This is a genomic window from Leisingera sp. F5 (assembly GCF_001593695.1).
This window is the reverse complement of sequence record NZ_LUKH01000006.1, coordinates 22,325-45,737: the sequence shown is the minus strand read 5'-3', so window position 1 is coordinate 45,737 and position 23,413 is coordinate 22,325. Positions and strand designations below refer to the sequence as shown.

The 23,413-nt window shown below is 61.7% G+C and carries 22 protein-coding genes; 4 read left to right on the top strand and 18 right to left on the bottom strand.

Going from position 1 to position 23,413, the window contains the following annotated elements; translation table 11 throughout:
* Positions 1 to 48 precede the first annotated feature (48 nt).
* The 14 genes from A2I95_RS05090 to A2I95_RS05025 form a co-directional block, all read right to left on the bottom strand.
* Positions 49 to 1,359, bottom strand: a complete 1,311-nt coding sequence (locus A2I95_RS05090) for an FAD-binding oxidoreductase (protein WP_291728497.1) — start codon at positions 1,357 to 1,359, stop codon at positions 49 to 51.
* 107 nt (positions 1,360 to 1,466) lie between these two features.
* Positions 1,467 to 2,825 (bottom strand): glutamine synthetase family protein, encoded by a 1,359-nt coding sequence (locus A2I95_RS05085; RefSeq protein ID WP_027259387.1) that lies wholly within the window; start codon positions 2,823 to 2,825, stop codon positions 1,467 to 1,469.
* Positions 2,825 to 3,505, bottom strand: coding sequence for a type 1 glutamine amidotransferase (locus A2I95_RS05080; protein ID WP_291728494.1), 681 nt, complete (start codon positions 3,503 to 3,505; stop codon positions 2,825 to 2,827). Before A2I95_RS05080 ends, A2I95_RS05085 begins: the two co-directional genes overlap by 1 nt.
* 85 nt (positions 3,506 to 3,590) lie before the next feature.
* Entirely contained in the window at positions 3,591 to 4,910 is a 1,320-nt protein-coding gene (locus A2I95_RS05075) for a glutamine synthetase family protein (protein WP_291728493.1), read from the bottom strand.
* Between the two features lie 193 nt (positions 4,911 to 5,103).
* On the bottom strand, positions 5,104 to 5,910 hold the full coding sequence (locus A2I95_RS05070; RefSeq protein WP_291728491.1) for an ABC transporter permease: 807 nt from the start codon (positions 5,908 to 5,910) through the stop codon (positions 5,104 to 5,106).
* Positions 5,907 to 6,791 (bottom strand): ABC transporter permease, encoded by an 885-nt coding sequence (locus A2I95_RS05065; RefSeq protein ID WP_291728488.1) that lies wholly within the window; start codon positions 6,789 to 6,791, stop codon positions 5,907 to 5,909. Before A2I95_RS05065 ends, A2I95_RS05070 begins: the two co-directional genes overlap by 4 nt.
* Before the next feature lie 110 nt (positions 6,792 to 6,901).
* On the bottom strand, positions 6,902 to 7,609 hold the full coding sequence (locus tag A2I95_RS05060; RefSeq protein WP_291728487.1) for a transporter substrate-binding domain-containing protein: 708 nt from the start codon (positions 7,607 to 7,609) through the stop codon (positions 6,902 to 6,904).
* A gap of 46 nt (positions 7,610 to 7,655) precedes the next feature.
* Positions 7,656 to 8,435, bottom strand: a complete 780-nt coding sequence (locus tag A2I95_RS05055; protein WP_291728485.1) for an ABC transporter ATP-binding protein — start codon at positions 8,433 to 8,435, stop codon at positions 7,656 to 7,658.
* 134 nt (positions 8,436 to 8,569) lie between these two features.
* Positions 8,570 to 9,343, bottom strand: a complete 774-nt coding sequence (locus A2I95_RS05050) for a PhnD/SsuA/transferrin family substrate-binding protein (protein ID WP_291728483.1) — start codon at positions 9,341 to 9,343, stop codon at positions 8,570 to 8,572.
* A complete protein-coding gene (locus A2I95_RS05045; RefSeq protein WP_291728481.1) occupies positions 9,340 to 9,780 on the bottom strand; it encodes a TerB family tellurite resistance protein in 441 nt (146 codons plus the stop codon). Before A2I95_RS05045 ends, A2I95_RS05050 begins: the two co-directional genes overlap by 4 nt.
* Positions 9,780 to 10,241, bottom strand: a complete 462-nt coding sequence (locus A2I95_RS05040) for a TerB family tellurite resistance protein (RefSeq protein ID WP_291728808.1) — start codon at positions 10,239 to 10,241, stop codon at positions 9,780 to 9,782. The genes A2I95_RS05045 and A2I95_RS05040 overlap by 1 nt, the downstream gene beginning before the upstream one ends.
* Before the next feature lie 42 nt (positions 10,242 to 10,283).
* Positions 10,284 to 10,577 (bottom strand): DUF1330 domain-containing protein, encoded by a 294-nt coding sequence (locus tag A2I95_RS05035; protein WP_291728480.1) that lies wholly within the window; start codon positions 10,575 to 10,577, stop codon positions 10,284 to 10,286.
* Between the two features lie 184 nt (positions 10,578 to 10,761).
* Positions 10,762 to 13,821, bottom strand: coding sequence for a valine--tRNA ligase (locus A2I95_RS05030; protein ID WP_291728478.1), 3,060 nt, complete (start codon positions 13,819 to 13,821; stop codon positions 10,762 to 10,764).
* A gap of 355 nt (positions 13,822 to 14,176) precedes the next feature.
* Positions 14,177 to 15,178 carry a sterol desaturase family protein gene (locus A2I95_RS05025; RefSeq protein ID WP_291728476.1) on the bottom strand — a complete coding sequence of 334 codons (1,002 nt, stop codon included), beginning with the start codon at positions 15,176 to 15,178 and terminating at the stop codon, positions 14,177 to 14,179.
* 141 nt (positions 15,179 to 15,319) lie between these two features.
* On the opposite strand from A2I95_RS05025, the gene A2I95_RS05020 reads away from it, so the two are divergent.
* Positions 15,320 to 16,201, top strand: a complete 882-nt coding sequence (locus A2I95_RS05020) for a LysR family transcriptional regulator (protein WP_291728474.1) — start codon at positions 15,320 to 15,322, stop codon at positions 16,199 to 16,201.
* A gap of 3 nt (positions 16,202 to 16,204) precedes the next feature.
* On the opposite strand, the gene A2I95_RS05015 is transcribed toward A2I95_RS05020, so the two are convergent.
* Positions 16,205 to 16,642 carry an Lrp/AsnC family transcriptional regulator gene (locus A2I95_RS05015; protein WP_291728472.1) on the bottom strand — a complete coding sequence of 146 codons (438 nt, stop codon included), beginning with the start codon at positions 16,640 to 16,642 and terminating at the stop codon, positions 16,205 to 16,207.
* Between the two features lie 106 nt (positions 16,643 to 16,748).
* Here A2I95_RS05015 and A2I95_RS05010 point away from each other — a divergent pair, with 106 nt between their 5' ends.
* Genes A2I95_RS05010 through A2I95_RS05000 form a run of 3 tightly spaced genes read left to right on the top strand, consistent with a single transcriptional unit; the run spans position 16,749 to position 21,301 of the window.
* Positions 16,749 to 17,900, top strand: coding sequence for a type III PLP-dependent enzyme (locus tag A2I95_RS05010; RefSeq protein WP_291728470.1), 1,152 nt, complete (start codon positions 16,749 to 16,751; stop codon positions 17,898 to 17,900).
* Between the two features lie 49 nt (positions 17,901 to 17,949).
* Positions 17,950 to 20,247 carry a xanthine dehydrogenase family protein molybdopterin-binding subunit gene (locus tag A2I95_RS05005; RefSeq protein WP_291728468.1) on the top strand — a complete coding sequence of 766 codons (2,298 nt, stop codon included), beginning with the start codon at positions 17,950 to 17,952 and terminating at the stop codon, positions 20,245 to 20,247.
* Positions 20,225 to 21,301 carry a DUF2235 domain-containing protein gene (locus tag A2I95_RS05000; RefSeq protein WP_291728466.1) on the top strand — a complete coding sequence of 359 codons (1,077 nt, stop codon included), beginning with the start codon at positions 20,225 to 20,227 and terminating at the stop codon, positions 21,299 to 21,301. The genes A2I95_RS05005 and A2I95_RS05000 overlap by 23 nt, the downstream gene beginning before the upstream one ends.
* 61 nt (positions 21,302 to 21,362) lie before the next feature.
* Here the strand turns inward: A2I95_RS05000 and A2I95_RS04995 are convergent, their stop codons facing one another.
* The 3 genes from A2I95_RS04995 to A2I95_RS04985 all read right to left on the bottom strand — a co-directional run bounded on the left by A2I95_RS04995 (position 21,363) and on the right by A2I95_RS04985 (position 23,387).
* The gene (locus tag A2I95_RS04995) at positions 21,363 to 21,878 is read right to left on the bottom strand and encodes a DUF2867 domain-containing protein (protein ID WP_291728464.1); all 516 of its coding nucleotides are present in this window, start codon (positions 21,876 to 21,878) and stop codon (positions 21,363 to 21,365) included.
* A gap of 89 nt (positions 21,879 to 21,967) precedes the next feature.
* The gene (locus tag A2I95_RS04990) at positions 21,968 to 22,453 is read right to left on the bottom strand and encodes a PaaI family thioesterase (protein ID WP_291728462.1); all 486 of its coding nucleotides are present in this window, start codon (positions 22,451 to 22,453) and stop codon (positions 21,968 to 21,970) included.
* Positions 22,454 to 22,517: 64 nt separating this feature from the next.
* Positions 22,518 to 23,387, bottom strand: a complete 870-nt coding sequence (locus A2I95_RS04985) for a methylenetetrahydrofolate reductase (protein ID WP_291728460.1) — start codon at positions 23,385 to 23,387, stop codon at positions 22,518 to 22,520.
* Positions 23,388 to 23,413 lie beyond the last annotated feature (26 nt).

Sequence of the window (23,413 nt, the reverse complement as noted above, 5' to 3'; positions counted from 1 at the left end):
CAAAATTTCACAGAAATGTTGCGGAGTTGCGCGAAAACCAGCCTGGAGTCAGATCCCCAGCCGGTCGCGCAGGGCAAACCAGGTCATTGCCAGCACCAAGAGCGGCGAGCGCATCCGCGGCCCGCCCGGGAAGCGCGGGGCAGGGACGCGGGCCAGGGTGTCGAATCCTTCTGCCTGTCCCTGGATCGCCTGCGCCATCAGCTGGCCGGCATGGGTGGCGGTGCCGACACCATGGCCGGAGTAGCCGGAAGCAGTCAGCACATTGGGCGCCAGCCGGGCCAGATAGGGCATCCGCTTTATGGTGATGCCCAGGGTTCCGCCCCAGGCGTAATCGACCCGAACGTCCTTGGTGTGCGGGAAAATCTGCTGCATTGGTTTGCGCACTGTGGCCTCGATATCGGCTGGAAAGCGGTAGCCATAGCTTTCGCCGCCGCCGAACAGCAGCCGCTTGTCATGGCTGAGCCGGAAATAATTCACAACGAACTTGGTATCCGCCACAGCGACATCGCGGGCGAGCACCCGGGCCGCGTCTTCGCCCAGCGGTTCGGTTGCCACGATGAAATTGTTGATCGGCATCACCCGCGCCGCGACCTGATGGTTCAGCCCGCCAAGATAGCCGTTGCAGGCCAGGATCAAGTGACCGGCCGTTACCGTCCCGCCTGCAGTCCGCACGCGGACCTGCGCGCCTTCCTGGATGTCCAGAGCCTCGCTTTGCTCACAGATCTGCGCCCCGGCACCAGCCGCCGCCCGGGCCAGGCCCAGGGCATAGTTCAGCGGGTGCAGATGGGCAGCACCCATGTCCAACGATCCGCCCTTGTAGGCAGGAGAAGGGCAGATGGCGTGCAAGCCGGCCTCATCCAGCGGTTCGATCTGATCGTATCCGTAGCGGTTTTGCAGGTGTTCAGCATAGGCGTGTTCATGGGCTGCTTCGTTTTTGGAGAAGCAGGCATGGGCAATGCCGGGTTTCAGGTTGCAGTCGATGCTGTGACGGGCAATCAGGGATTTCACCAGATCCTTGGCGTCTTCGCCCAGCTGCCAGAGCTTTTGCGCGTCTGCTTTGCCCATCAGCGCTTCGAGCCCGTCCTGTTCCATCCGCTGGCCGCTGCCGAGCTGGCCGCCGTTACGGCCCGAGGCGCCAAAGCCCACGCGGTGCGCTTCCAGCAGCACAACACGCTGGCCCGCCTCCGCCAGATGCAGTGCGGCGGACAGGCCGGTGTAGCCGCCTCCGACGATGCAAACATCTGCAACTACGTCACCGGCCAGAGCCGGGAAACGATCCATCGGCGTGGCTGTTGCGGCATACCAGCTGTTTGGATATTCGCCCTTGCGGTCATTGGAATAGAGCAGGTTCATTGCCATCCCGCACCTCTTTCGCAAGCAGGCACCCGTGCGGGCGCCCTGCTCTTCATCTTTTCAAAAAATACTCAATTGCACCGGCGCTGCGCCCGGGCGCAACGCCGGCGGTTTCACACGTTCATCAGCAGATGTTCGCGCTCCCAGGGAGAGATCACCTGCAGGAATTCGTCATATTCCGCGCGTTTCACGATGGAGTAGACGCGGGCGAATTCCGGACCCAGAACCTCATGCAGTTCAGTGGCCTCGTCAAAGAGATCCAGCGCCTGCCCCATCACTTGCGGGATATCGCCTTCGCCCTCATAGGCGTCGCCCTTGAACTGCTTGCGCGGGCGCTCCTCGTTGATCAGGCCAAGATAGCCGCAGGCCAGCGACAGCGCGATGCCCAGGTACGGGTTGCAATCCATGCCGGCGATGCGGTTTTCCACCCGCCGCGCCCCGGGACCCGACAGCGGAATGCGGATGCCGGTGGTGCGGTTGTCGCGTGCCCACTCCAGATTGATCGGAGCCGCGTGGTCCTTCACGTACCGCCGGTAGGAGTTCACATAAGGCGCCATCACTGCCAGGCCCGCGGGCAAGTGGTTCTGGAACCCGGCAATGTAGTTGTAAAACGCGTCCGTCTCGCCGCCCTGCGGGCCGGAGAAGATATTCTCGCCGGTTTCCATATCCAGAACCGAATGGTGGATGTGCATGGCTGAGCCCGGCTCATCTTCGATCGGCTTGGCCATGAAAGTGGCAAAACAGTCGTGACGCAGCGCCGCTTCGCGGATCAGCCGTTTGAAATAAAAGACTTCATCGGCCAGTTTGACCGGGTCGCCATGCAGCAGGTTGATCTCCAGCTGCCCGGCGCCGCCTTCTTGGGTGATGCCGTCGATTTCAAACCCCTGAGCCTCGGCAAAGTCGTAGATGTCGTCGATCACCGGGCCAAACTCGTCCACTGCGGTCATCGAATAGGCCTGGCGCGCCGCTGCCGGGCGGCCGGAGCGGCCCATCATCGGTTTGATCTCATGCGCTGGATCAATGTTGCGGGCGACCAGGAAAAACTCCATCTCCGGGGCCACAACTGGCTTCCAGCCCTTGTCATGATAGAGCTGCACCACGCGCTTCAGCACGTTGCGCGGGCTGTAAGGGATCGGTTTGTCGTGCCTGTCATAGGCGTCATGGATCACCTGCAGGGTCCAGTCGCCGGTCCAGGGGGCAGCGGTGGCCGTGGACATGTCCGGCTTCAGCGTCATGTCCTTTTCGATCCAGCCGTCCTCATCCGCGGCATCGGCCCAGTCCCCGGTGATGGTCTGGTAGAAGATGCTGTCAGGCAGATGGAAATAGTCGGTCTTTGCGAATTTGGATGCCGGTACCGCCTTGCCACGGGCGATACCGGGAAGGTCCGAGATAACGCATTCAACTTCGTCGAGACGACGGCCCTCCAGATAGGTTTTTGCTGCTTCGGGAAGGGCGTCGAGCCAGGCTGACATTACGTCCTCTCTTTCCTGTAAAATTCTGCGAGGAGGGTTGCGATTTCTTGGTTGTCCACGGGGGCGTCCAGCTCAGCGGCTGCACGGTCCAGCAGGTCGTCCGGCACCACGCCGCGGCCGCGTTTTTCGATCAGGCCGCCGACAAAGGCGCTGGGGAATTCAGGATGCGGCTGCCAGGAGATGATGTGGTCGCCGTAGGCCAGGATGCCGTTCTGGCAAAAGTCGTTGCCGCCAAGCACCCGGGCGCCTTGGGGCGGTTCCACCACTTGGTCCTGATGCCAGGCATTGAGGGTCAGGTCCTTGCCGTCCACCTGATAGGTGACACGGCCCACGGCCCAGCCGCCATCGAACTTCTTAACCTTGCCGCCAAGCGCCTGGGCGATGATCTGGTGGCCGAAGCAGATGCCGGCCAGCGGCTGTTTCCTGGCGTTGATTTCGCGGATCAGCGCTTCCAGCGGCGGGATCCAGGCGTGATCTTCATAGGCACCATGCTTGGAGCCGGTGATCAGCCAGGCGTCGGCCGCATCGGCGCTGTCCGGCAGCACCCCGTCCACCACGGCCCAGGTTTGAAACTCAAAGCCGTTGCCATCCAGCATGTCACGGAACATGCCGTCGTAATCTCCAAAAGGGCCGAACAGGTCTTCGGGGGAGTGGCCGGTTTGCAAGATGCCGATTTTCATGAGTCACCAAATTTGATCAAATTGAGCCTAGCTGAGGGGAATGAAGCAGGCAAGCCCCTAGCCAAGCCCCTCAGGCAAGGCGGCTCTATACCGCTTCCAGCCAAGACAGCCAATGGCTCTCCCGGGGGCGCTCGGCAAAGCCTTTCAGCTCCTGCCGTTTGGTCATCACCAGATTTTGGATGGCAAGTTCCGGCAGCACACGGGCGATCAGCGGGTCGGTCTCAAACCAGTTGATTGCAGTCTCCCAGTCGGCGGCCAGCTGCGGCAGGCCTTCGATCTCGTAGATGTTGCCCTCAGACGGGGCGGGGGGCTGCATCCGGTCTTCGATCCCGGCCAGGGCAGAGCCAAGCACAGTTGCGAGCATCAGATAAGGGTTGATGTCGCCGCCAGCGACGCGGTGTTCAATGCGGCGTGCCTTGGGGCTGCCGCCAGGGATGCGGATGGCAGCGGTGCGGTTCTCGTAGGCCCAGGCAGCACTGACGGGCGCATGGGCGCCAGGCACCAACCGGTCGTAGGAGTTGCCGTGCGGGGCAAAGATCAGCGAACTGGCAGGCATCGCCGCCAGGCAGCCGGCCACCGCATGCATCAGCAGGTCCGACCCTCTCTCGCCGCCATCGTCAAAGACGTTGCTGCCGTCCTTGTCCTCGACCGAGAAATGCACATGCATGCCGTTCCCGGCCTCCTCGGCGTAGGGTTTCGCCATGAAGGTCGCGGCAAAGCCGTGTTTGCGCGCAAGCCCTTTTACCAAGGCTTTAAACAGCCAGGCATCATCTGCCGCGCGCATGGCTTCCTGATGGTTCAGGTTGATTTCAAACTGACCCAGGCCCGCCTCGGAAATAGCCGACTGGGCGGGGATGCCCATCATTTCGGCGCCGTCGTAAAGATCGGTGAAGAAGTCGTCAAAGGCGTCCAGCTCTGCCACTGACAGCACCGATTGCTGATCCAGTTCGCGCCCCGTTTGCGGGTCGATCGGCGGAGCCGGGCGGGGGCCGCTGTCATCGAGCAGGCTGAACTCCATCTCTGTCGCTGCCACGACACTCCAGCCGCGTGCCGCATAGCGCGACAGCACATCAGCCAGCACATGGCGGGGATCGCCAAGGAAAGCAGAGCCATCTTCCCAGTACATCGCCATCGGCACCAGCGCGGAAGTGCTTTTGAGCCAGGGCATCGGCACCGCACCGCGTTCGGTCGGCAGCATCACCCCGTCGGCGTCGCCGGTTTCAAACACCAGCGGATTGTCTTCCACATCGCGGCCCCAGAGATCGACATTGAGGGTCGAGATGGGCATCCGCGCCGCGCCGCTGTCCAGCTTGGCGGCCATGCCCGCAGGCAGGCGCTTGCCGCGCATCTGGCCGTTCATATCACAGGCGGCAATGCGGATGGTCTTCAGTCCGGACAAGTCCATAGGTGGCTCCATGAATACGTTGCGCCAACCCTAGCGCAGAGAATTGCATTCGCCAAGATAATTTGATCAAAAGTTAGAAGTGACGCTCCGGAGGCAGTAATTTATGGGAAAGCATCCTGCGGTTTGAGGCCAAGAACGCGCCCGGCACGATCCGGCATTTAAAAAAATGGCTCCCGAAGGAGCCATTCTGAATTCAGCGGATCAAGCTGATCCTCAGCTTGGGCTTGGCACGCCGTTCCTGCGGCAGGTGCCTGTTCAGCTGTTTGTTAACAAAACCGAACACCGAGATAACGGCCAGTGTCAGCAGAATGAAATAGAAGGCCAGGATCGGGTAGGGGACAAAGGGGTTGAAGGTCTTGTCCGCGAAATAGCTGGCATAATACAGTGCATCGCCCTTTTGCCGCCAAGCCGGGAAGCCCGAAAAGAACACCAGCGTGGTGGCGTGGAACAGAAAGATCGCCTCGTTGGTGTAGGCAGGCCAGGCCAGCCGCAGCATGGTCGGGAAGGTGATGCGGCGGAACCGGGTCCAGCCGGTCATGCCATAGGCGTCTGCGGCTTCGATATCGCCCTTGGGTATCGACAGCAGCGCACCATAAAAGATCTCGCCCGAATAGGCCGCGGTATTGCAGAACAGAACGACCAGCGCGCCCAGCCAGGCAGAGGTGAAGGGATCAAAGAAGCTGGAAACGCTTTTGAGGCTGAGGAAGCAGGCGTAGGCAAAGAAGAACTGAATGAACAGCGGGCTGCCGCGGAACACGAAGATGAACCACTCCGCCGGTTTGCGCCACAGCGGGTTGGGGCTGGATTTGCCAACTGCCAGGGCGACGGCCAGGAAAAAGCCGGTCGTCAGGGCAATGATGCCGAAGTAGATGTTCCAGATCATGCCGGAGCCGATCAGGGTGAAGTGCTCGCACAGGGTGTATTCGCCCTTGGGCAGCAGCCGTTCGCCAAAGCCCAAGGAACGGAAAGCATAGGCCTGGATGGTTTCAACGCAACTCATGCCGCTGCCTTTCTTTGTGCTTCGCCTGCTGCGGTGGCCTGGCCCTTGGTCAGGCGGGTCATGATGCGGTCCAGAACCACTTCGGAGACTTTGGTGAAGCAGAGGTAGAACACCAGCAGTGCGGCGAAGTACCAGACATGCCAGTTCGGATGCGGGTAGTCGGTGAACCGTGCGGTCTTGGTGCCGCCCAGCTCGCGCGCCCAATAGACGATGTCCTCAACCCCCAGCAGGAACAGCAGCGGCGTCGACTTGATCAGCACCATCCACAGGTTCGACAGCCCCGGCAGGGCATAGACCCACATCTGCGGCACCAGAATGCGCCAGAACGCCTGACGGCTGGTCATGCCATAGGCCTCGGCGGTTTCGATCTGGCCGCGCGGCACGGCGCGCATGGCACCAAACAGGACGTTGGCGGCAAAGGCGCCGAAAACGATCGAGAAGGTCAGAACCGCCAGGAAGAAGCCGTAAGTTTCATGCACCCATTGCGGTGCGGTGGACAGCGGCAGTTTCGCCGCATCGCAGACCACAAAATCAATGCCGCGGCGGATCGGTTCATCCCAGTCCGGGCATTTCACCTTGTGGCGCATCCACTCGAACGCCTGATCCAGCGCGATGACGAAGAACAGGAAGAAGGCAATATCGGGCACGCCGCGCACAATGCTGGTGTAGCCCATGCCGAACCAGCGCAGCGGCAGGATCTTGGAGCGTGCGGCACTGGCCGCACCAAATCCGAACATCAGCGCGACCGGGGCGGTGATGGCCAGCAGGGTCAGGACCACAAAGACCGAGATATAAAGGTTCAAATGCTTGCCGGTGGTCAGGTAGCAGCTGAGCCAGCTCAGCCCCTCAAGCGTCGATGGGTCCGTGCAATAGGAAAACATAAGTGGGCCTGTCTTTCTGTGCTCACGCCCGGGGCCGCAGGCACCGGAAGAGAATGAATGAGGCCCGCGCGCCGCGGCGGCGGGCCTGCAGATCCTGAAGCAGGATCAGATTACCACTGGGAGGAAACTTCCCATTTGGCGATCAGTTCATTCAGCGTGCCGTCGTCTTTCATAGTCTGGATCGCCGCGTCGAAGGTGCCGCGCAGTTCAGCGTCGGATTCACGGAAGCCCATGCCGACACCGCCGCCAAGTGCTTCGGATTTCTCCAGCATCACCAGGCCGTCGCCAACCACGGTGTCGAGGAAGCTTTTGTCGGCCAGAACCGCGTCAGCTTCGCCGTTGCGGACGGCTGCGACGGTTTCTTCCGGGGTGGCGAACTCGACCAGGGTCCAGCCCTGTTCGGCCACGAAAGCCGACTGCAGTGTGGAGGCCTGGGCTGCTACAACGCCGCTGGACAGATCAACATCTGCCGAAAGTGCGACGTATGCAGACGGATCCGGCGGCGTGTAACCTTGAGTGAAGTCGATGACCTCGTCGCGCTCATCAGTGATCGACATGCCGGCGATGATGGCGTCGTAGTTGCCGGAGACCAGGTTCGGAATGATCGAATCCCAGTCGTTTTTGACCCACTCGCAGGTCAGTTCGGCACGCTTGCACAGCTCATCGCCCAGCTCGCGCTCAAAGCCGTCGATCTCGCCGGCGTCATTGACGAAATTCCACGGCGCATAGGCGCCCTCGGTGCCCAGGCGCACAGTGTCCGCCAGGCCGATGCCTGCGGTCAGCGCCAAGGCGGCGGTGCCAAGGATCAGAGATTTCATATATTTACTCCCGTTCTGTTTGGTTATTGGGTCTGTTTGTTATTGCTTATTGGCCGTGCCGGGTCGAGGACAGGAATGCCCTGAGCCGCGGCGAGCGGGTGTTGCCGAACAACTCGTCCGGCGAACCTTCTTCTTCGATCAGCCCCTGGTGCAGGAACACGATGTGGCTGGACACATCTGCTGCCATGTTCATGTCATGGGTCACGATCAGCATGGTGCGGCCCTCGGCGGCGAGGTCCTTGATCACCTTGACGACTTCCTGCTCCAGCTCGGGGTCGAGCGCAGAGGTGGGCTCATCGAACAGCAGTGCTTCGGGTTCCATGCACAGCCCGCGGGCAATGGCAGCGCGCTGTTGCTGGCCGCCCGACAGCTGCGCCGGGTAGACATCGCATTTGTCGCCGATGCCGACCTTGGCCAGGTAATGGCGGGCTTTTTCCTCGACCTCGGCCCGGTCGCGGCCCAGCACCGTGACCGGCGCCTCCATCACGTTCTGCAGGATGGTCATATGGGCCCACAGATTGAACTGCTGGAAGACCATGGACAGGTTGGTGCGGATGCGCAGGACCTGTTTGGCGTCCGCCGGGCGGCGGTTGAGACCCTGGCCGGACCAGGTGATCGGCTCGCCCTTGAACCGGATTTCGCCTTGCTGGCTGTCTTCCAGCAGGTTGCAGCAGCGCAGCAGGGTAGACTTGCCTGAACCCGAAGACCCGATCAGCGAAACCACGTCGCCCTTGTGGGCGGTGATATCAACGCCTTTGATCACTTCCAGCTCGCCATAGGATTTATGCAGGCCGCGGATTTGCAGAACGGGCGAAGTATCGGTCAAGGTGTCTTTGTCCCTGTAAGTGGAAATTCGTTCTTATTGGACCGAAAAAAAGACCGAATGCAACGTTCAAACCGCACAAGCCGGCTCTGCAGGCGTCAAAATGACGGGCTGAGCTGCCATTTTGGAAGGGCGTGCTACGTCAGCTCAGCAGACCGGATGCGCTGTTCGGTCAGCACCGGGCCGGGCGGTGTCGGCACTGCCAGGTAGTCGCTGGGGGCAAACTGCACCAGCCCCTTCAGGTGCAGCAGGCTGCGAGTGTCTTCGTCCAGCCCGCGGATGGCGGATTCAACAGCGGAATACAGTAGTTGAGGGTCCTGGCCCAGGGCAGTGATGTAAGGCAGGGTCGGGGTCGGTTCAGTGCGTTCAATCTCCGTCAGCCCGGCCGCGAAGCCATCGTATTCTTTGACCAGTTCCCAGGTCAGCGCGTCCAAGGCCGCAAAATCGGCCCGGCCCTCGGCAACGGCTTGCGCCGACAGGCTGTGCCCGCCGGTTTCCACCAGCGCGCCAGGCAGAATATTGCGGTCGTGCAGATGCACCATCGGTGCGGCCCAGCCGGACTGCGACAACCCCTCGTTAAAAGCAAACCGGCGCCCGGTAAAGGCAGAGAGCGGCTGGCCCGCGTCCGCGCTGCGGGCGATAAAGACGCTGTTGTAATAGCCAGGCGGGCAGCCCGGCAGGCCGTAGTCGGGTGTGCCGATCAGCTCCACCTCGCCATAAAGCCGGGTGCGGTAAGGGCAACCGCAGGTCTGTGACAGCAGCAGATCCGGCGATTTCCAGACTTCCCAGAAGTCGGCGCCGCGGGTCAGGTCTTCGGGGCCGCCGCCCAGATGCGCGCGGATCGAGGTCCAGAACCGATCGTTTGCCGCAGCCGTTTCCGGACGGTCGTACATTCCAAGATGAGCAATCATAAAGCAGCCTCTGCCCGTTTGCGCGCCAGTGCGCTGTCCACATCCGAAACCCCCAGCAGACTGGCGGACAGCCGCAGCAGAGCATCTTCATTTGCATCGCGGTGGCCATCGGCCAAGGCCACTTGCCACAACGCTTCTACAACACCGGTGCGGTCCTCATAGGCCACGGCATCCTTGATCGCGCGGGTGAAGCGCACGGTATCGGGGGCCTCGGCTTCCATCGCCTCAGCCTGCTCGCGCAGGATCAGTGTCCCGCCTGTGTCCAGCTGGTAACGGGTGGACAAAATCCGGTCGATCCGGTCCTTCTCCACTTCAGAGTAATTGTGATCCGAGCGGGCAATCCGCACCAGCAGAGCAGTCAAGGCAAGCCGCGCCCCCTCGTCATCCAGCGGCGCAGGTGCAGGTTCCAGCAACCGTTGCAGAAGCTCCTTGAACATCAGCTTTCCTCCGCTGTGCCGCTGAATTTCTCAACCGCACGGGCGCGGGCTTTCTGGCTGTCGGCATAAGACAGGCCCATTGCCTTGCGGGCCTCTTCGACGATGGTGACTTCACCCGCGTGCTCGTTGCCGTCAGCCAGCACCACCTCCCACAGCGCATCCATCGCCGCCAGCCGTTCCTCCAGCCCGGTGGTCTCGCGGATCAGCCGCCCGAAGGTGTCGGTTTCCGGCGCTGCGGCGTGCAGCTTTTCGCAGGTGGCGCGCACCTTGGCGGCCTCGATTGCGTTGTGCTGGTAGAGCCGGGCCAGGATCCGGTCGATCAGGCTGATTTCCTCCAGCTGATAATCGCGGTCGGATTGCGCCACCCGCACCAGCAGGGCCCCCAGGGCCAATTCGGCATCCGGGTCCGGCAATTCCGGGCGCTCTGTCGGGCGGAACGCTTGGAAGAATTTCTTAAGCAGCGGCATCAGCAGACCTCGGTCAAAGCGGCTGGGCAGGCGGGGTTAATCGCCGTACCCTTCGATGATTTGCATATCACCCGCCGAGACCAGATCGCGAAAGGCCTTGGCGTCCTGATAAGCCATGGAATCATAGCAGGCTTTTGCGGTTTCGAAATCCTTGAATTCGAGGACAACAGTGCGCGAGCGGAACGCGCCTTCGCGCACCTCGCGTTCGCCGCCGCGTATCAGGAACCTAGCCCCGAACTCGGCCAGCACCGGCTGGGCCGCGGTCTTGTAGTCCTGGTAGCGCTCCATGTCCTGCACATCCACATGGGCCACCCAGTATCCTTTGGGCATGGGCTGCAGCCTCCCTTCTTTTTATGGTTGAGTGCAGGCTGATACAAAAGCGCGGCAAAGACAATGGGGCGGTTGTTAAGAATTTCCCCGTTCCGCGGAATTTGCACCTGCTTCAATGGTTTGCCGCGAAATGCAAAACGCCCGCCGGTGAGGACGGGCGTTTGAATCATGCTTAACAGCCGGCTCAGCCGATCTCAGCCAAACGTGCCAGGGCTTCCTTGATCTTGGCTTCCTCCTCCTCGCGTGCGGCGAGGTTCGCCTTGGCTTCCGCAACCACGTCCTCCGGGGCCGAGGCCGCGAATTTCGGGTTGTTCAGCCGCCCGCGCAATCCGCCCAGCTCTTTGGCCAGCTTGCCCAGGGTCTTCTCCAGGCGCGCCTTTTCGGCGTCCACGTCGATCACATCCGCCAGCGGCAGGCCAAAGGAGGCACCGGGTGCGGCCACCGAGGCGCAGCCCTTGGGAAAGCTCTCGACCTGCTCCAGCGAGGTGATGCGGGCCAGCTTCTGGATCATCGCCTCGTTCTTCTCCCAGGCGTTGCGGGCCTGATCAGAGAACTCAGTGACCACCATCGGGATCTTGGCGCCCGCCGGCACATGCATCTGCGCGCGGGTGGAGCGGATGTTCTCAATCGCGGTGATCACCCAGTTCATCTCGGCGTCAGCCTCGGCGTTGACCAGCTCGGTGCCATAGGACGGCCAGTCGGCGTGCACCAGCATCTTCTCGCGCTTGGCAGTGTTGCCCCACAGCTCTTCGGTGATGAAAGGCATAATCGGGTGCAACAGGATCATGCATTGATCCAGCACCCAGCCCAGCGTCTGGCGGGTCTCGGCGATCACCGCCTCATCTTCGGAGCCGAACAGCGGCTTCGACAGCTCGATATACCAGTCGCAGACCTTGCCCCAGGTAAAGGCATACAGCGCGTTGGCCGCGTCGTTGAAACGGTAGGCTTCCAGCGCTGCGTCCACCTCAACCCGCACTTTGGCGGTCTCACCAATGATCCATTGGTTCACGGCAGCCTTGGCGTCGGGGCAGGCATAGGCCAGGGTGTTTTCATCATAGACGTTGTTGAAATGGGCAAAGTTCACCGCATTCCACAGCTTGGTGCCAAAGTTCCGGTAACCCTTGAGGCGCTCCATATCCAGCTTCAGCACGCCGCCAAGCGCCGCCATCGCAGCCGAGGAGAAGCGCAGCGCGTCGGCGCCGAATTCCTCGATGATTTCCAGCGGGTCCACCACGTTGCCGGTGGATTTCGACATCTTCTTGCCCTTGGCGTCGCGCACCAGGCCATGCAGGTAGACAGTGTCGAACGGGATCTGGTCCACGACTGCCAGCTGCATCATCATCATCCGGGCCACCCAGAAGAACAGGATGTCCTGACCGGTCACTAGCGTAGATGTCGGGAAGTATTTCTGCATCTCGGCCGTGTCGTCCGGCCAGCCCAGCGTGCCGATCGGCCAGAGGCCGGAGGAGAACCAAGTGTCGAGGACATCGGGGTCGCGGCGAAGCAGAACGAAGTCGTTGTTACCCTTAAAGCCGGCGGTTTCAACGGCATCTTCAAACATGTCGTTGCCGTCGACATGTTCGATTGCCTCGGAAACTCCGTAATACTGCTTTGCCAGTTGCTCTGCTTCAGCAAATGAGGCAGCACAGAAGGGGACAAATTCAAGGGCGTCGTAGTCCACACCGAACGACTTGTTGGAGGCGTCTTTCTTCGGCCCATACCAAACCGGGATCTGATGGCCCCACCACAGCTGGCGCGAGATACACCAGGGCTCGATGTTCTCCAGCCAGTGATAATAGGTCTTCTCGCCCGATTCCGGCAGGATTTTCACATCGCCATTGCGCACCGCGTCCAGCGCCGGGCCGACAACCTTTTCCGCGTCCACAAACCACTGGTCGGTCAGCATCGGCTCGATCACCACCTTGGAACGGTCGCCAAAGGGCTGCATGATCGGCTTGTTCTCGACATACGGCACGGTCTCGGTGACCTGAGTTTCCTCGCCGTCCTCGCCCTTGATGGTCTTAGTCTCGCTGACCATCACCGCCAGGCCTTCACTGGTGATTTCTTCAACCACCGCTTTGCGCGCCTCGAACCGGTCCAGCCCGCGCAGGTGATCGGGCACCAGATTGATGGCGTCCACCTCATTCTCGGTGAATGCCGCACCTTTGGCGTGGGCTTGGGCCTTCTCCGCTTCCTCAGCGTAGGGTGCACCATCCGCGCGCATGGCACCGGTGGTGCTCATAAGGCGGTACATCGGGATGCCGCCGCGCTTGGCAACCTGATAGTCGTTGAAGTCATGCGCGCCAGTGATTTTCACCGCACCCGAGCCGAAATCCTTGTCCGGGTATTCGTCCGTAATGATCGGGATCAGGCGGCGGTGCTCCTTGGGGCCGACCGGGATTTCGCACAGGTGGCCAACGATAGGCGCATAACGTTCGTCCGAGGGATGCACAGCCACCGCGCCGTCGCCCAGCATGGTCTCGGGCCGGGTGGTGGCGATGGAGATATAGTCACGGGTTTCGCGGAACGTGACATTCCCCTCTTCATCTTTTTCCAAATACTCATATGTCGCACCGCCAGCCAGAGGGTACTTAAAATGCCACATATGGCCCGCGACTTCCACATTCTCGACCTCAAGGTCGGAGATCGCGGTCTCGAAATGCGGGTCCCAGTTGACCAGCCGCTTGCCGCGGTAGATCAGCCCCTTGTTATACATCTCCACAAAGACCTTGATCACGGCGTCGTGGAAATTGGGGGAGTTCTCGTGCCCGGTGCGGGTGTCGCCATGCGCGCCCGCCATGGTAAAGGCAGTGCGGGAGAAGTCGCAGGAGGCACCGAGGCGTTTCAGCTGCTCAACAATGGTGCCGCCGGATTTCTCTTTCCACTCCCAGACTTTCTCCAGGAATTTTTCGCGGCCCAGCTCGCGGCGCGAGGGCTGTTGTGTTTTGGCCAGCTCGCGCTCCACCACCATCTGGGTGGCGATCCCCGCATGGTCGGTGCCCGGCTGCCACAGGGTGTCGAAGCCCTGCATGCGTTTCCAGCGGATCAGAATATCCTGAAGCGTGTTGTTGAACGCATGGCCCATGTGCAGAACGCCGGTGACGTTCGGCGGCGGGATCATGATGCAGTAGGCGGAGGCCTCCGGCTTGGCATTTGCGCCGGCTTGGAAACAGCCTGCTTCTTCCCAGGCCTTGTAAAGGCGGCTTTCGGCTTCCGCCGCGTTGAACGTCTTTTCCATCGCCATCCGTTTAGATCCCTCATGCAGTTGGGCGATCAATTACCCAAAGGTGGCGCGGAGGGGAAGGCGGATATAGGGTTTTCTTTGCCGCTGGCCCAGTGTGGGCAGGCGGATGGCGGTGCAATGGGTATTTGAAACCAGAAAGAAGCAGGTCCGAAGCGCCCCTTGCAACTGGCCGTCCATTCGCCAGGGAATACGCAATGCCAGGAGCAAGGGGCAGCTTCTTCCTGGTGCGGTCATCGGCTCCCCAGCCTGTACCGCATAAGGAGAGTGCGGCGATTCTGGTTAACGGCCCCTTACCGCTTCTTTCTGGTTTCAAATACCCAAATGCGAAGCCAAAAGCCGCTGGGTGGACGGAAAGTCAGCCGGAACTCCAGATCTTGCGGCGGCGCTCCTTGACCATCTCGTTGCCTTCGTCGGTGCCGTCGTGGAAGGTGTTGAACCACTCGTCCCAAGGCGTCTCCCAGGTGCCGTAATTGCAGTCGAAGAACCTGTGGTGCAGCTGGTGGAAGAAGTCGCCGACCAGGAACTTGGCTTTGTTGCCGATTTTCAGATGCTCAAATCCGGCGTGCGAGGTTGGGGCGCCGATGCCGTGGTGGAACAGCAGGAACAGTGCCAGGACCGGGTGCGACGGCAGCAGGAAGAAAATCATCGTGTCGAACATCAGGAAAAAGCTTTCGACCGGGTGCATCGCCAGGCCGGACCACGGGCCGGTATTGATGTTGCGGTGATGCCAGGCGTGCACCTTGGTATAGAGCACGCCCACATGCAGCAGCCGGTGCAGCCAGTAAAAGTGGAAGCCGGCCCAGACCGGGATGAAGATGGTCATCAGGATCAGGGTGATCGGGTTCTCCTCCAGCGTGATCATCGTCACCCAGCCGTTGGCATAGGCGTAAAGGATGAAGCTCTCCCAGAAGGTCCAGAATGTCAGCGCCGGGCCAAGCGTCCAGAACATGTTGTCCCAGACCTGGTTCTTGAAGGTGAATACCTTGGCGCCTTTCATCATCGGGCGCATGTCATAGCGGTACTCGTCCGCTTGCGTGCGGAATTTCCACAGTGCCAGGTGCAGCCCGCCGGCCACCACCATGAGGATGCAGAAGTTACGCAGCCATATTTCGGCCACCCAGTCCCAGCTGAGCGTGGCAATGCGGTCCAGTGACGGGGTGAAGAATGTCCAGGTGACGATGGCAAAAACCAGGAGCAGCGCCCGCAGTGCCAGCGGATTCCAGCTTTGCAGCAGGTATTTGACCGAGGCCAGCGGTCTCAAAGGCCAGTCCCAGTAGGGGGAGGTCTGGATCGGCAGCTGCGGGGTGAAGTTCCAAATCTTGCGCTTGGGACGCGGGGCGTTGGCGGGACTTGTCATGTCTCGTCTCTCAATCTGGCTGGTGGGGAGAGGCTGCGCTAGGCGCATCCCTGTTCGCTGACTTGGACCCTAGGGCGGTGGTGGAGATTCCCAGCATGGTATGTCTTGCCGGTCAGGGTAAGTTCTGCTTAGCCTTGGTGCATGGCGACCCGGATACCCTCTCTCAACTGGCTGCGCGTGTTTGAAGCGGCGGCGCGCACCGAAAGCTTTGCCCGTGCGGCAGTCCAGCTGAATATGTCGGCGGCTGCAGTCAGCCAGCAAGTGAAAGCGCTGGAGGCACAGCTGGGCACACCGCTGTTTCAGCGCCACGCCCATGCGGTGACGCTGACCGAGGCCGGGCGGGCTTATCTGCCGTCGGTGCAGCAGTCGCTGCTGATGCTGGAGACCGCAACCACGGGTCTGTTCGGCGAGAGCCGCGAGCAGCGGCTGTTTGTGCAGTCGGTGCTGCTGTTTGCCCATGGGGTTCTGGCGCGGGGGCTGCCGCAGTTCCAGGCGGCGCACAGCCAAGTCAATCTGGCGCTCAGTACTGGCAATATGGCGGCTGATTTTGCCAACCGGTTCACCGATTTGCAGATCGTATTCGGCAACCCGTCGCTGTTTGGCACCGAAGGGGACGAGCTGCTGCGGGAGGTGCTCTATCCGGTGGCTCCGCCAGAGGTTGCGGCTCAGGTGCGGACACCGCAGGATCTGTTCCGCTTTCCGCTGATTGAAGTCTCGACCCACCGGGCCAGCTGGGTGCAGCTGTTTGAGGCCTTGCGGCTCTCGCACGGGCAGGCGCGCTATTTCTTCGCAGACAACTCGCTGATGGCGGCGGAGCTGTCAGTGCAAGGTGTGGGGATTGCGCTGGCGCGGGCGCCTGCTTCGGATGCCGCGGTCAGCGCGGGCGGGCTGGTGCGCTGCCTGCCGGAGGTCGCGGTGCCGGGGCAGGAGGCGTATCACCTGATTTATCCCGACCGCGGCGCCCTGCGCCCGGCGGCGCGGTTGTTCAGGGACTGGCTGCTGGATTATGTGAGGACCGTCTGATCCTTACTGCCCTGTCCGGTCCAGTTTTGTTGCCAGATGGATCAGGCTCTCAGATGAACGCACCCCGCGCGCTTCGGCGATGTGGTCGATGGTGTTGTCCAGCTCTGACGTGGTTTGCGCGACCACCTGAGCCAGCAGGTCAAATCTGCCTGAGGTCGTATGCACAACCTCAACCCCAGGCAGGCTGCGCAGGCGGGCGAGCACCTCCGGCCCCGAGCGCGGTTCGATCGACATCAGGACGGTCGCTTGAAGCGGCGGGCGTGCGGCGGCGGAGGTTTTAAGCGTGTAGCCTGTGATGACGCCGTTGGCTTCCAGCCGCTCGATCCGCGCCTGAACAGTAGTGCGGGCAAGGCCGAGGTGACGGGCAAGTTCCGCCACCGGGCGGCGGGCGTTTTCCCGCAACAAGGTGACAAGACGCTGATCGGTATCGTCGCTTTGCATGCTTGCCCTTCGATTTGACGTTCTTTTTCGTCACTATAAAAGAACTGACGAGCGGAATCGACAGAATTTCATCGGAAAATATGCAAAACGAACGAGGCTTTTCCTGATGCAGCAAATTCCACCGCTTTGGCTTTCCCCTGAATCCCACCTGGCCCGCAGCGCGCCGGATCATCCGATCCTGTATTTCTCGCCGCGGGTTTTGCATGAGGTGGCACGGCGGTTCCGCGAAGGGTTTCCAGGGCTGGTGACCTATGCAGTGAAGGCCAACCCGCATCCTGCTGTATTGTCCAATCTGGTGGCGGCTGGGATCACGGCTTTTGATGTGGCCTCGCCTGCGGAAATGACGGCAGTACGTGCGGCCAGCCCCGATGCGGTGATGCATTACAACAACCCGATGCGCTCAACGGCGGAGATCGCCGCGGGGATTGAGCATGGTGTTGCCAGCTGGTCTGTGGACGAGCTGAGCGAACTGGAAAAGCTGGGCGCAGTGCCGCGCTCCCGCGAGATTGCGGTGCGCTTTGCCTTGCCGGTCGCCGGTGCGGCTTATGACTTCGGCAGCAAGTTCGGCGCTGCTCCGGAAGAAGCCATAGAACTGCTGAAACAGGTGGCGGCGGATGGCTGGACGCCTGCGCTGTGTTTCCATCCGGGCACCCAGTGCGAGGATGAAAGCGCTTGGGTGGAATATGTTCACGCCGCCAAGCGGATTGTGGACGCAGCGGGTGTGAAGATCGCACGCCTCAATGTGGGCGGCGGGTTTGCGGCCAACCGGGATGGTGTGGCGCCGGATCTGGAGAAGGTCTTTGCCGCCATATCCAAAGCCGCCGACACGGCGTTTGGCACTGATAAGCCCACGCTGATCTGCGAGCCGGGGCGGGCGATGGTTTCCGAAAGCTTCACCCTGGCGGCGCGCATCAAGGGCATGCGGAAAGGCGGCGAGGTAGTGTTTCTGAATGACGGCATCTATGGCGGGCTGGTTGATATCCGCGACATGGGGCTGCCGGGCCGGGTGGAGGTTGTCGGAGGGGATGGCAAGCACCGGGAGGGCGAGCGCAAGCCCCGTGTGGTGTTCGGACCCACCTGTGACAGTCTGGACCGTTTGCCGGACGGTCTGCCGCTGCCAGGTGATGCCGCAACCGGTGACTATGTGCTGTTTCCGGGCTTGGGCGCCTATTCCTCTGCCATGAGCACGCAATTCAACGGATACGGCCTGTCTGACGTGGCGACGGTGATCGAGCTGTCTGGACAAGCCGCCCGCTGAGGTTAGTCTCGCCCCCGGAACGCCAGCCAGCGCGAACAAGGGGGCAAGCATGGACAAATTCGGGAAAAGCCAACCGGTGAAGCGGGTCGAGGACCTGCGTTTTCTGACCGGACAGGGGCAGTACATCGAGGATGCTGCCCCAACGGGTGCCTTGCGCGCCTGGGTGCTGCGCAGCCCGGTGGCGCATGGCGTGATCACGGCGCTGAACGTCGAGGACGCAAGCGAGAGTGAGGGCGTCCATGCGGTTATCACCCTGGCGGATCTAGAGGCTGCCGGTATTGATGTGTCTATGGACGGCACCACAGTGAAGAACCGGGATGGCTCCAGCGGCGCCGCGCCCGAACGTCCGATGCTTGCGCGGGACCGCGTGCGCTATGTGGGGGAACCGGTGGCGGTGGTCATTGCGGAGACGCTGGATCAGGCCCGTGATGCGGGGGAGCTGATCGAGCTCGACATTGACGATCTGCCTGCGAAGTTGGACGTCTTGCCGGGCGGTGAGCCGCTGCATGCGGAGGCGCCGGACAATCGTGCTTTTGACTGGGGCATGGGGGACGAGACAGCAACGGCCGAGGCGTTCCGCACTGCGGCTCATACTGTCGCGCTGCAGGTCGATGACAACCGGATTATCGTCAACTCGATGGAACCGCGCGGCTGCTTTGCCGAATGGCACGGCGGGCGGCTGCATTTCACCTTTGGCGGGCAGGGGGTCTGGGCGATCAAGTCCCAGCTGGCGGCTAAAATGCGGCTGGATGAGGCCGACGTCAAAGTCACGATCCCGGATGTGGGCGGCGGCTTTGGCATGAAGGCCTTTCCTTACCCGGAGTATTTCGCTGTCGCTCAGGCTGCCCGCGCGCTGGGCCGCCCGGTGTTCTGGATCGCCGACCGGACCGAATCCATGCTGAGCGACAACGGCGGGCGGGATCTGACCTCGCTGGCGGAGCTGGCCTTTGACGCGGACCTGAAAATCACCGCCTATAGGGTCAGCACCCGTTGCAACCTCGGCGCTTACAATTCGCATTTCGGCCAGCCGATCCAGACTCAGCTGTTCAGCCGGGTGCTGGCTGGTGTCTATGACATCCAGACCGCCTGGCTGCAGGTGGAGGGGATTTACACCACCACAACCCAGGTGGATGCCTACCGCGGTGCCGGGCGGCCCGAGGCGATCTATGTGCTGGAACGGGCGATGGACCGCGCGGCGCGTGAACTGGGTGTGGATCCGCTGGAGCTGCGGCAGCGCAACTTCATCAAGCCGGCGGCCTTTCCCTATGGCACCGTGACTGGTGAAACCTATGATGTGGGCGACTTCGATAAAGTTCTGAGCCGGGCTGCGGAAGAGGCGGATCTGAAGGGATTCGCCGCCCGCCGCGCCGCAGATGGTAAACGCGGCAAGTACCGGGGCGTTGGGGTCTGTTACTATATCGAAAGCATTTTGGGCGATCCTTCAGAAGGCGCGGAAGTGGAGTTTCTGGAGGGTGGCCGGGTGAATATCTATGTTGGCACGCAAAGCAACGGACAGGGGCATGAAACTGTCTATGCCCAGTTCCTGGCCGACCAAAGCGGTATCCCTGCAGAAAACATCCATGTCATCCAGGGCGACAGTGACCGCATCGCTCAGGGCGGCGGCACCGGTGGATCGCGGTCTGTGACAACACAGGCGAACGCCACGCTGGCCGCAGTGGATACGATGATTGCCGCCTTCATCCCCTTCCTGGCGGAGGAGATGGGTGTGGAGGAAGTGGCGGTCGGGTTTGACGGCGAAACCTTCCGGGCACCGGGATCGAACTTGACCCCCACGATGCTGGAAGCGGCAGAGATGGCCCGCGCGCAAGGGCGGCTTGATCTGCAGCGCCACGCGGCGCGGGCCCGGCTGCCGGGGCGGTCGTTTCCGAACGGCGCGCATATTGCCGAAATTGTTATCGATCCGGAGACTGGGCAAGCCGACGTGGAGCGCTACACTGTAGTTGACGATTTTGGTAATTTGATCAACCCGATGCTGGCCGAAGGGCAAGTGCATGGCGGGGTGGCGCAGGGGCTGGGACAGGCCATGCTGGAACGTGTTGTCTATGATTCTGACGGACAACTGCTCACAGCTTCGTTCATGGACTATGCCTTGCCGCGGGCCAGCGGCGTCCCCATGATTGGGTTTACCTCCGAGCCTGTGCCGTCCACCCGGAACCCGATGGGGATGAAGGGCTGCGGCGAGGCGGGCACCGTCGGCGCGCTGGCTGCTGTTGCTAATGCGGTGCAGGACGCGGTCTGGGATCGCGGCGTGCGGCAAGTGGACATGCCGTTCACCCCGCTGAGAGTTTGGGAAGTGCTTAGGGATGTTTCTGACGCAGCTGAGTAAAAGGGTTTTAGGGTGGCTCGGACGGCCGCTGCGCTCGGAGCATTCCGGCGAAACCAAGCTGCGCGGGCCGCAGGCCCATGTGATCATCCTGGACGGCACCATGTCGACACTGGAAGAAGGGCACGAAACCCACGCCGGCCAGCTGTTCCGGCTGTGCCGGGAAATGGGCGGACAGGTTTCGGTCTTTTATGAATCCGGGGTTCAGTGGAAAGGCTGGGGCAGCGCCCCTGATGTGATGATGGGGCGTGGCATCAACCGGCAGATCCGCCGTGCTTACGGTTATCTTGCCTCCCGCTACCGGCCCGGCGACCGTATCTATCTGTTCGGCTATTCCCGCGGTGCCTATGCGGTGCGCTCGCTGGCGGGAGTGATCGACCGGATCGGCCTGCTGAAGGCGGAGCACGCCACCGTGCGCAACATACGCACCGCTTACCGGCATTACCGGCTGAACGGGCGGTCCAAGACCTCGGGCGCTTTTACCGCGGCGCATTGCCATGAAGACATTGAGATTGAGATGGTCGGCGCCTGGGATACGGTCAAGGCCTTGGGGTTGCGTCTGCCGCTGTTGTGGCGCTGGGCAGAAAACCGGCACAACTTCCACAACCACCACTTGGGCCACCACGTCAAAAGCGGCTACCACGCGCTGGCGCTGGATGAAACACGGGACGTTTTCAAACCGGTGCTGTGGGATTGCCCCAAGGACTGGGGCGGACATGTAGAACAGGTCTGGTTCCGCGGTGCCCATGGTGACGTCGGCGGCCAGCTTGGCGGCTATGAGGAAGCCCGGCCCAAGGCCAACGTCTCTTTGGTGTGGATGCTGGAAAAGGCCGAAGACCGCGGTTTGCCGCTGCCGCTGGATTGGCGAATGCGGTTTCCGGTCGATCCTAAGGCGCCGTCTGTCGGCACTTGGCGCGGCTGGGGCAAGATTTTCCTGTTGCGCAGCCGCCGCCGGGTTGGTCTGGATGGCAGCGAGCGACTGCATAGCAGTGTCAGCACTGGCAAACCCTCCGAGGGGTCGGCTGGCGGCTGGCTGACCAGGTTCTCCAAGACCTGAAGGGCGGCCTGACGTTCACCAGTAAACCGGTAGCGGATGAAACCGGGCCTAGGTGGCAATATCAGCCGGCAACTGCGCGGCGGTCAAACTCCCGCCGAAGCCGTTTCAAGGACAACGCCACAATCAGCTTGTGGGCCGGCCGGACCGGGATCATGTAAATCCGGCCAAAGAGGTTGTGTGTTTTGACGGATGACGTCACCGACAAAACACCGCTGCTGGAAGAAACACAGGTCATCACATCCAAGTGCCGGTCCCGGACCGTAAGGGTCATCACTTCGTCCGACAGGGCCTCTACCAGAAAGAAATCCAGCTGATCGCCTGTTTGCACTGCCGCTTTCGGTGTCCGGGAAATGCCGCCGATGCGTTTAACCCCGAAGCAGGCGGAAATGGCGTCGCGCAGCCGGAAGGCCAGCTTCATGCCAGGCAAAGGCTTTGCGTGCATAATGTTCCAGGCCTCCAGCGGGGTGACAGGCGCCGGCAGAACAACGGATTGCGTATCCAGAAAATCCAGCTCCTTGGCAGGGGCCAGGATTTGAATGCGGGCTGTGGCGGCCCGGCCGAGACTGTTTGGCGGCATGACCGACCCTTCGTTCAGCATTTCAGCAGATTGGCCGGAGCATAGATGCATATCGGCCGCGTGCAAGTTGGGAAGCGGTTGCCCGGCGGTTAGCCTTGGGCGATCTTCATCACAATGCAAGTGGTGGAGCCGGTCGCATAGAGGCGTCCGTCTTCCAGCCCGCGGATTTCGCCATGCGCGACACCAGTGGAGCGGCCCACGTGGTCGATGCTGCCGCTGCAGTCGATGGTGGTGCCCAGCGGGATCGCCCGCAGGATGTTGATCTTGTATTCCAGCGTTGTGTAGACCGAACCCGCGGGAACTTTGGTCATCACAGCGCAGGCCATGGCGCTGTCCAGAAGCGTGCCGTACCAGCCGCCATGCACAGTGCCCATCGGGTTGCAGACGGGAAACTCCGGCGTGCCGCGGAACACAATCCGGCCGTCTTCGACGCTGTGCAGGTGATAGCCCAGCGTTTCGGCAATCGGTGGACCGGGCAGGCGGCGGTCCAGGATGCCTTGCATGAAGTCCAGACCGGAAATCCGGGTAATCTGCTCCATTGTCAGCAGGTCAGAGGGCTGTTTGGCATAAAACATGGCGCGCGAGTCCTTGGCAGAGGTGACGCTGCCATTAGAAACCGCGCGCCGGGGTGTGCAACGCTTACGCCACGTTCGACAGTGCTACCTTGGGGGTGACGCCCAGGGCAAAGCAGACATCGCGGGTCAGCTCGGGGCGGTTCAGCGTGTAGAAATGCAGCTTTTCTACGCCGCCTTCCAGCAGGTCTGAACACAGCTCAGTGCAAAGGGCTGTGGCCAGCAGTTCCTCGCGGTCGTCACGCAGCGCCTTGGCAAAGGCGTTTTCGACCCAGTCTGGAATGATGGTGCCGCAGCGCTTGGCAAAGTTGCGCGCGCCCTTCCAGTTCTCGATCGGCAGGATGCCGGGGGTGAGCTTGCTGCCGTCGATCCCGGCCTTTTCACAGGCATCGCGGAAGCGGAAGAAGGTCTCGGCCTCGAAAAAGAACTGGGTCAGCGCCTCATCCGCGCCGGCGTCCAGCTTGCGCTTCAGCCATTCCACGTCTGCGGCCTGATCTGCGGCGTCCGGGTGGCGGTCCGGGTAGGCGCCGACCTTGATGTTGAAATTGCCGCGCAAGGCCAGTCCCTTGATCAGCTCCACCGAATTGGCAAAACCGTCGGGATGCGGAATGAACTTGCCTTCGCCCTTGGGCGGGTCGCCGCGCAGCGCAACAATTTCGGTCACGCCAGCCTCGGCAAACTGGTCGGCGATTTCCAGCGTTTCGGCCTTGGAGGCATTCACGCAGGTCAGATGCGCAGCCACGTTCAAGCCGGAGGATTTATGCAGTGTCGACACTGCGTCCCGGGTCAGCGTGCGGGTGGTGCCGCCGGCACCATAGGTCACCGAGACAAAGCGCGGCTCCATCGGCGCAAGGACTTGCACGGTGTCCCAAAGCCGGAAGGAGGCTTCGAGATTCTGCGGCGGGAAGAATTCAAAGGAAATCTTGGGCGTCGTCATCTCAGGTCTCTCGCTAGGTTGATTTC

Coding starts and splice junctions, on each gene's coding strand:
- A2I95_RS05090 (WP_291728497.1), bottom strand. CDS start 1,359: ATGGCAATGAACCTGCTCTATTCCAATGACCGCAAGGGCGAATATCCA.
- A2I95_RS05085 (WP_027259387.1), bottom strand. CDS start 2,825: ATGTCAGCCTGGCTCGACGCCCTTCCCGAAGCAGCAAAAACCTATCTG.
- A2I95_RS05080 (WP_291728494.1), bottom strand. CDS start 3,505: ATGAAAATCGGCATCTTGCAAACCGGCCACTCCCCCGAAGACCTGTTC.
- A2I95_RS05075 (WP_291728493.1), bottom strand. CDS start 4,910: ATGGACTTGTCCGGACTGAAGACCATCCGCATTGCCGCCTGTGATATG.
- A2I95_RS05070 (WP_291728491.1), bottom strand. CDS start 5,910: ATGAGTTGCGTTGAAACCATCCAGGCCTATGCTTTCCGTTCCTTGGGC.
- A2I95_RS05065 (WP_291728488.1), bottom strand. CDS start 6,791: ATGTTTTCCTATTGCACGGACCCATCGACGCTTGAGGGGCTGAGCTGG.
- A2I95_RS05060 (WP_291728487.1), bottom strand. CDS start 7,609: ATGAAATCTCTGATCCTTGGCACCGCCGCCTTGGCGCTGACCGCAGGC.
- A2I95_RS05050 (WP_291728483.1), bottom strand. CDS start 9,343: ATGATTGCTCATCTTGGAATGTACGACCGTCCGGAAACGGCTGCGGCA.
- A2I95_RS05045 (WP_291728481.1), bottom strand. CDS start 9,780: ATGTTCAAGGAGCTTCTGCAACGGTTGCTGGAACCTGCACCTGCGCCG.
- A2I95_RS05035 (WP_291728480.1), bottom strand. CDS start 10,577: ATGCCCAAAGGATACTGGGTGGCCCATGTGGATGTGCAGGACATGGAG.
- A2I95_RS05030 (WP_291728478.1), bottom strand. CDS start 13,821: ATGGCGATGGAAAAGACGTTCAACGCGGCGGAAGCCGAAAGCCGCCTT.
- A2I95_RS05025 (WP_291728476.1), bottom strand. CDS start 15,178: ATGACAAGTCCCGCCAACGCCCCGCGTCCCAAGCGCAAGATTTGGAAC.
- A2I95_RS05020 (WP_291728474.1), top strand. CDS start 15,320: ATGGCGACCCGGATACCCTCTCTCAACTGGCTGCGCGTGTTTGAAGCG.
- A2I95_RS05015 (WP_291728472.1), bottom strand. CDS start 16,642: ATGCAAAGCGACGATACCGATCAGCGTCTTGTCACCTTGTTGCGGGAA.
- A2I95_RS05010 (WP_291728470.1), top strand. CDS start 16,749: ATGCAGCAAATTCCACCGCTTTGGCTTTCCCCTGAATCCCACCTGGCC.
- A2I95_RS05005 (WP_291728468.1), top strand. CDS start 17,950: ATGGACAAATTCGGGAAAAGCCAACCGGTGAAGCGGGTCGAGGACCTG.
- A2I95_RS05000 (WP_291728466.1), top strand. CDS start 20,225: ATGTTTCTGACGCAGCTGAGTAAAAGGGTTTTAGGGTGGCTCGGACGG.
- A2I95_RS04995 (WP_291728464.1), bottom strand. CDS start 21,878: ATGCCGCCAAACAGTCTCGGCCGGGCCGCCACAGCCCGCATTCAAATC.
- A2I95_RS04990 (WP_291728462.1), bottom strand. CDS start 22,453: ATGTTTTATGCCAAACAGCCCTCTGACCTGCTGACAATGGAGCAGATT.
- A2I95_RS04985 (WP_291728460.1), bottom strand. CDS start 23,387: ATGACGACGCCCAAGATTTCCTTTGAATTCTTCCCGCCGCAGAATCTC.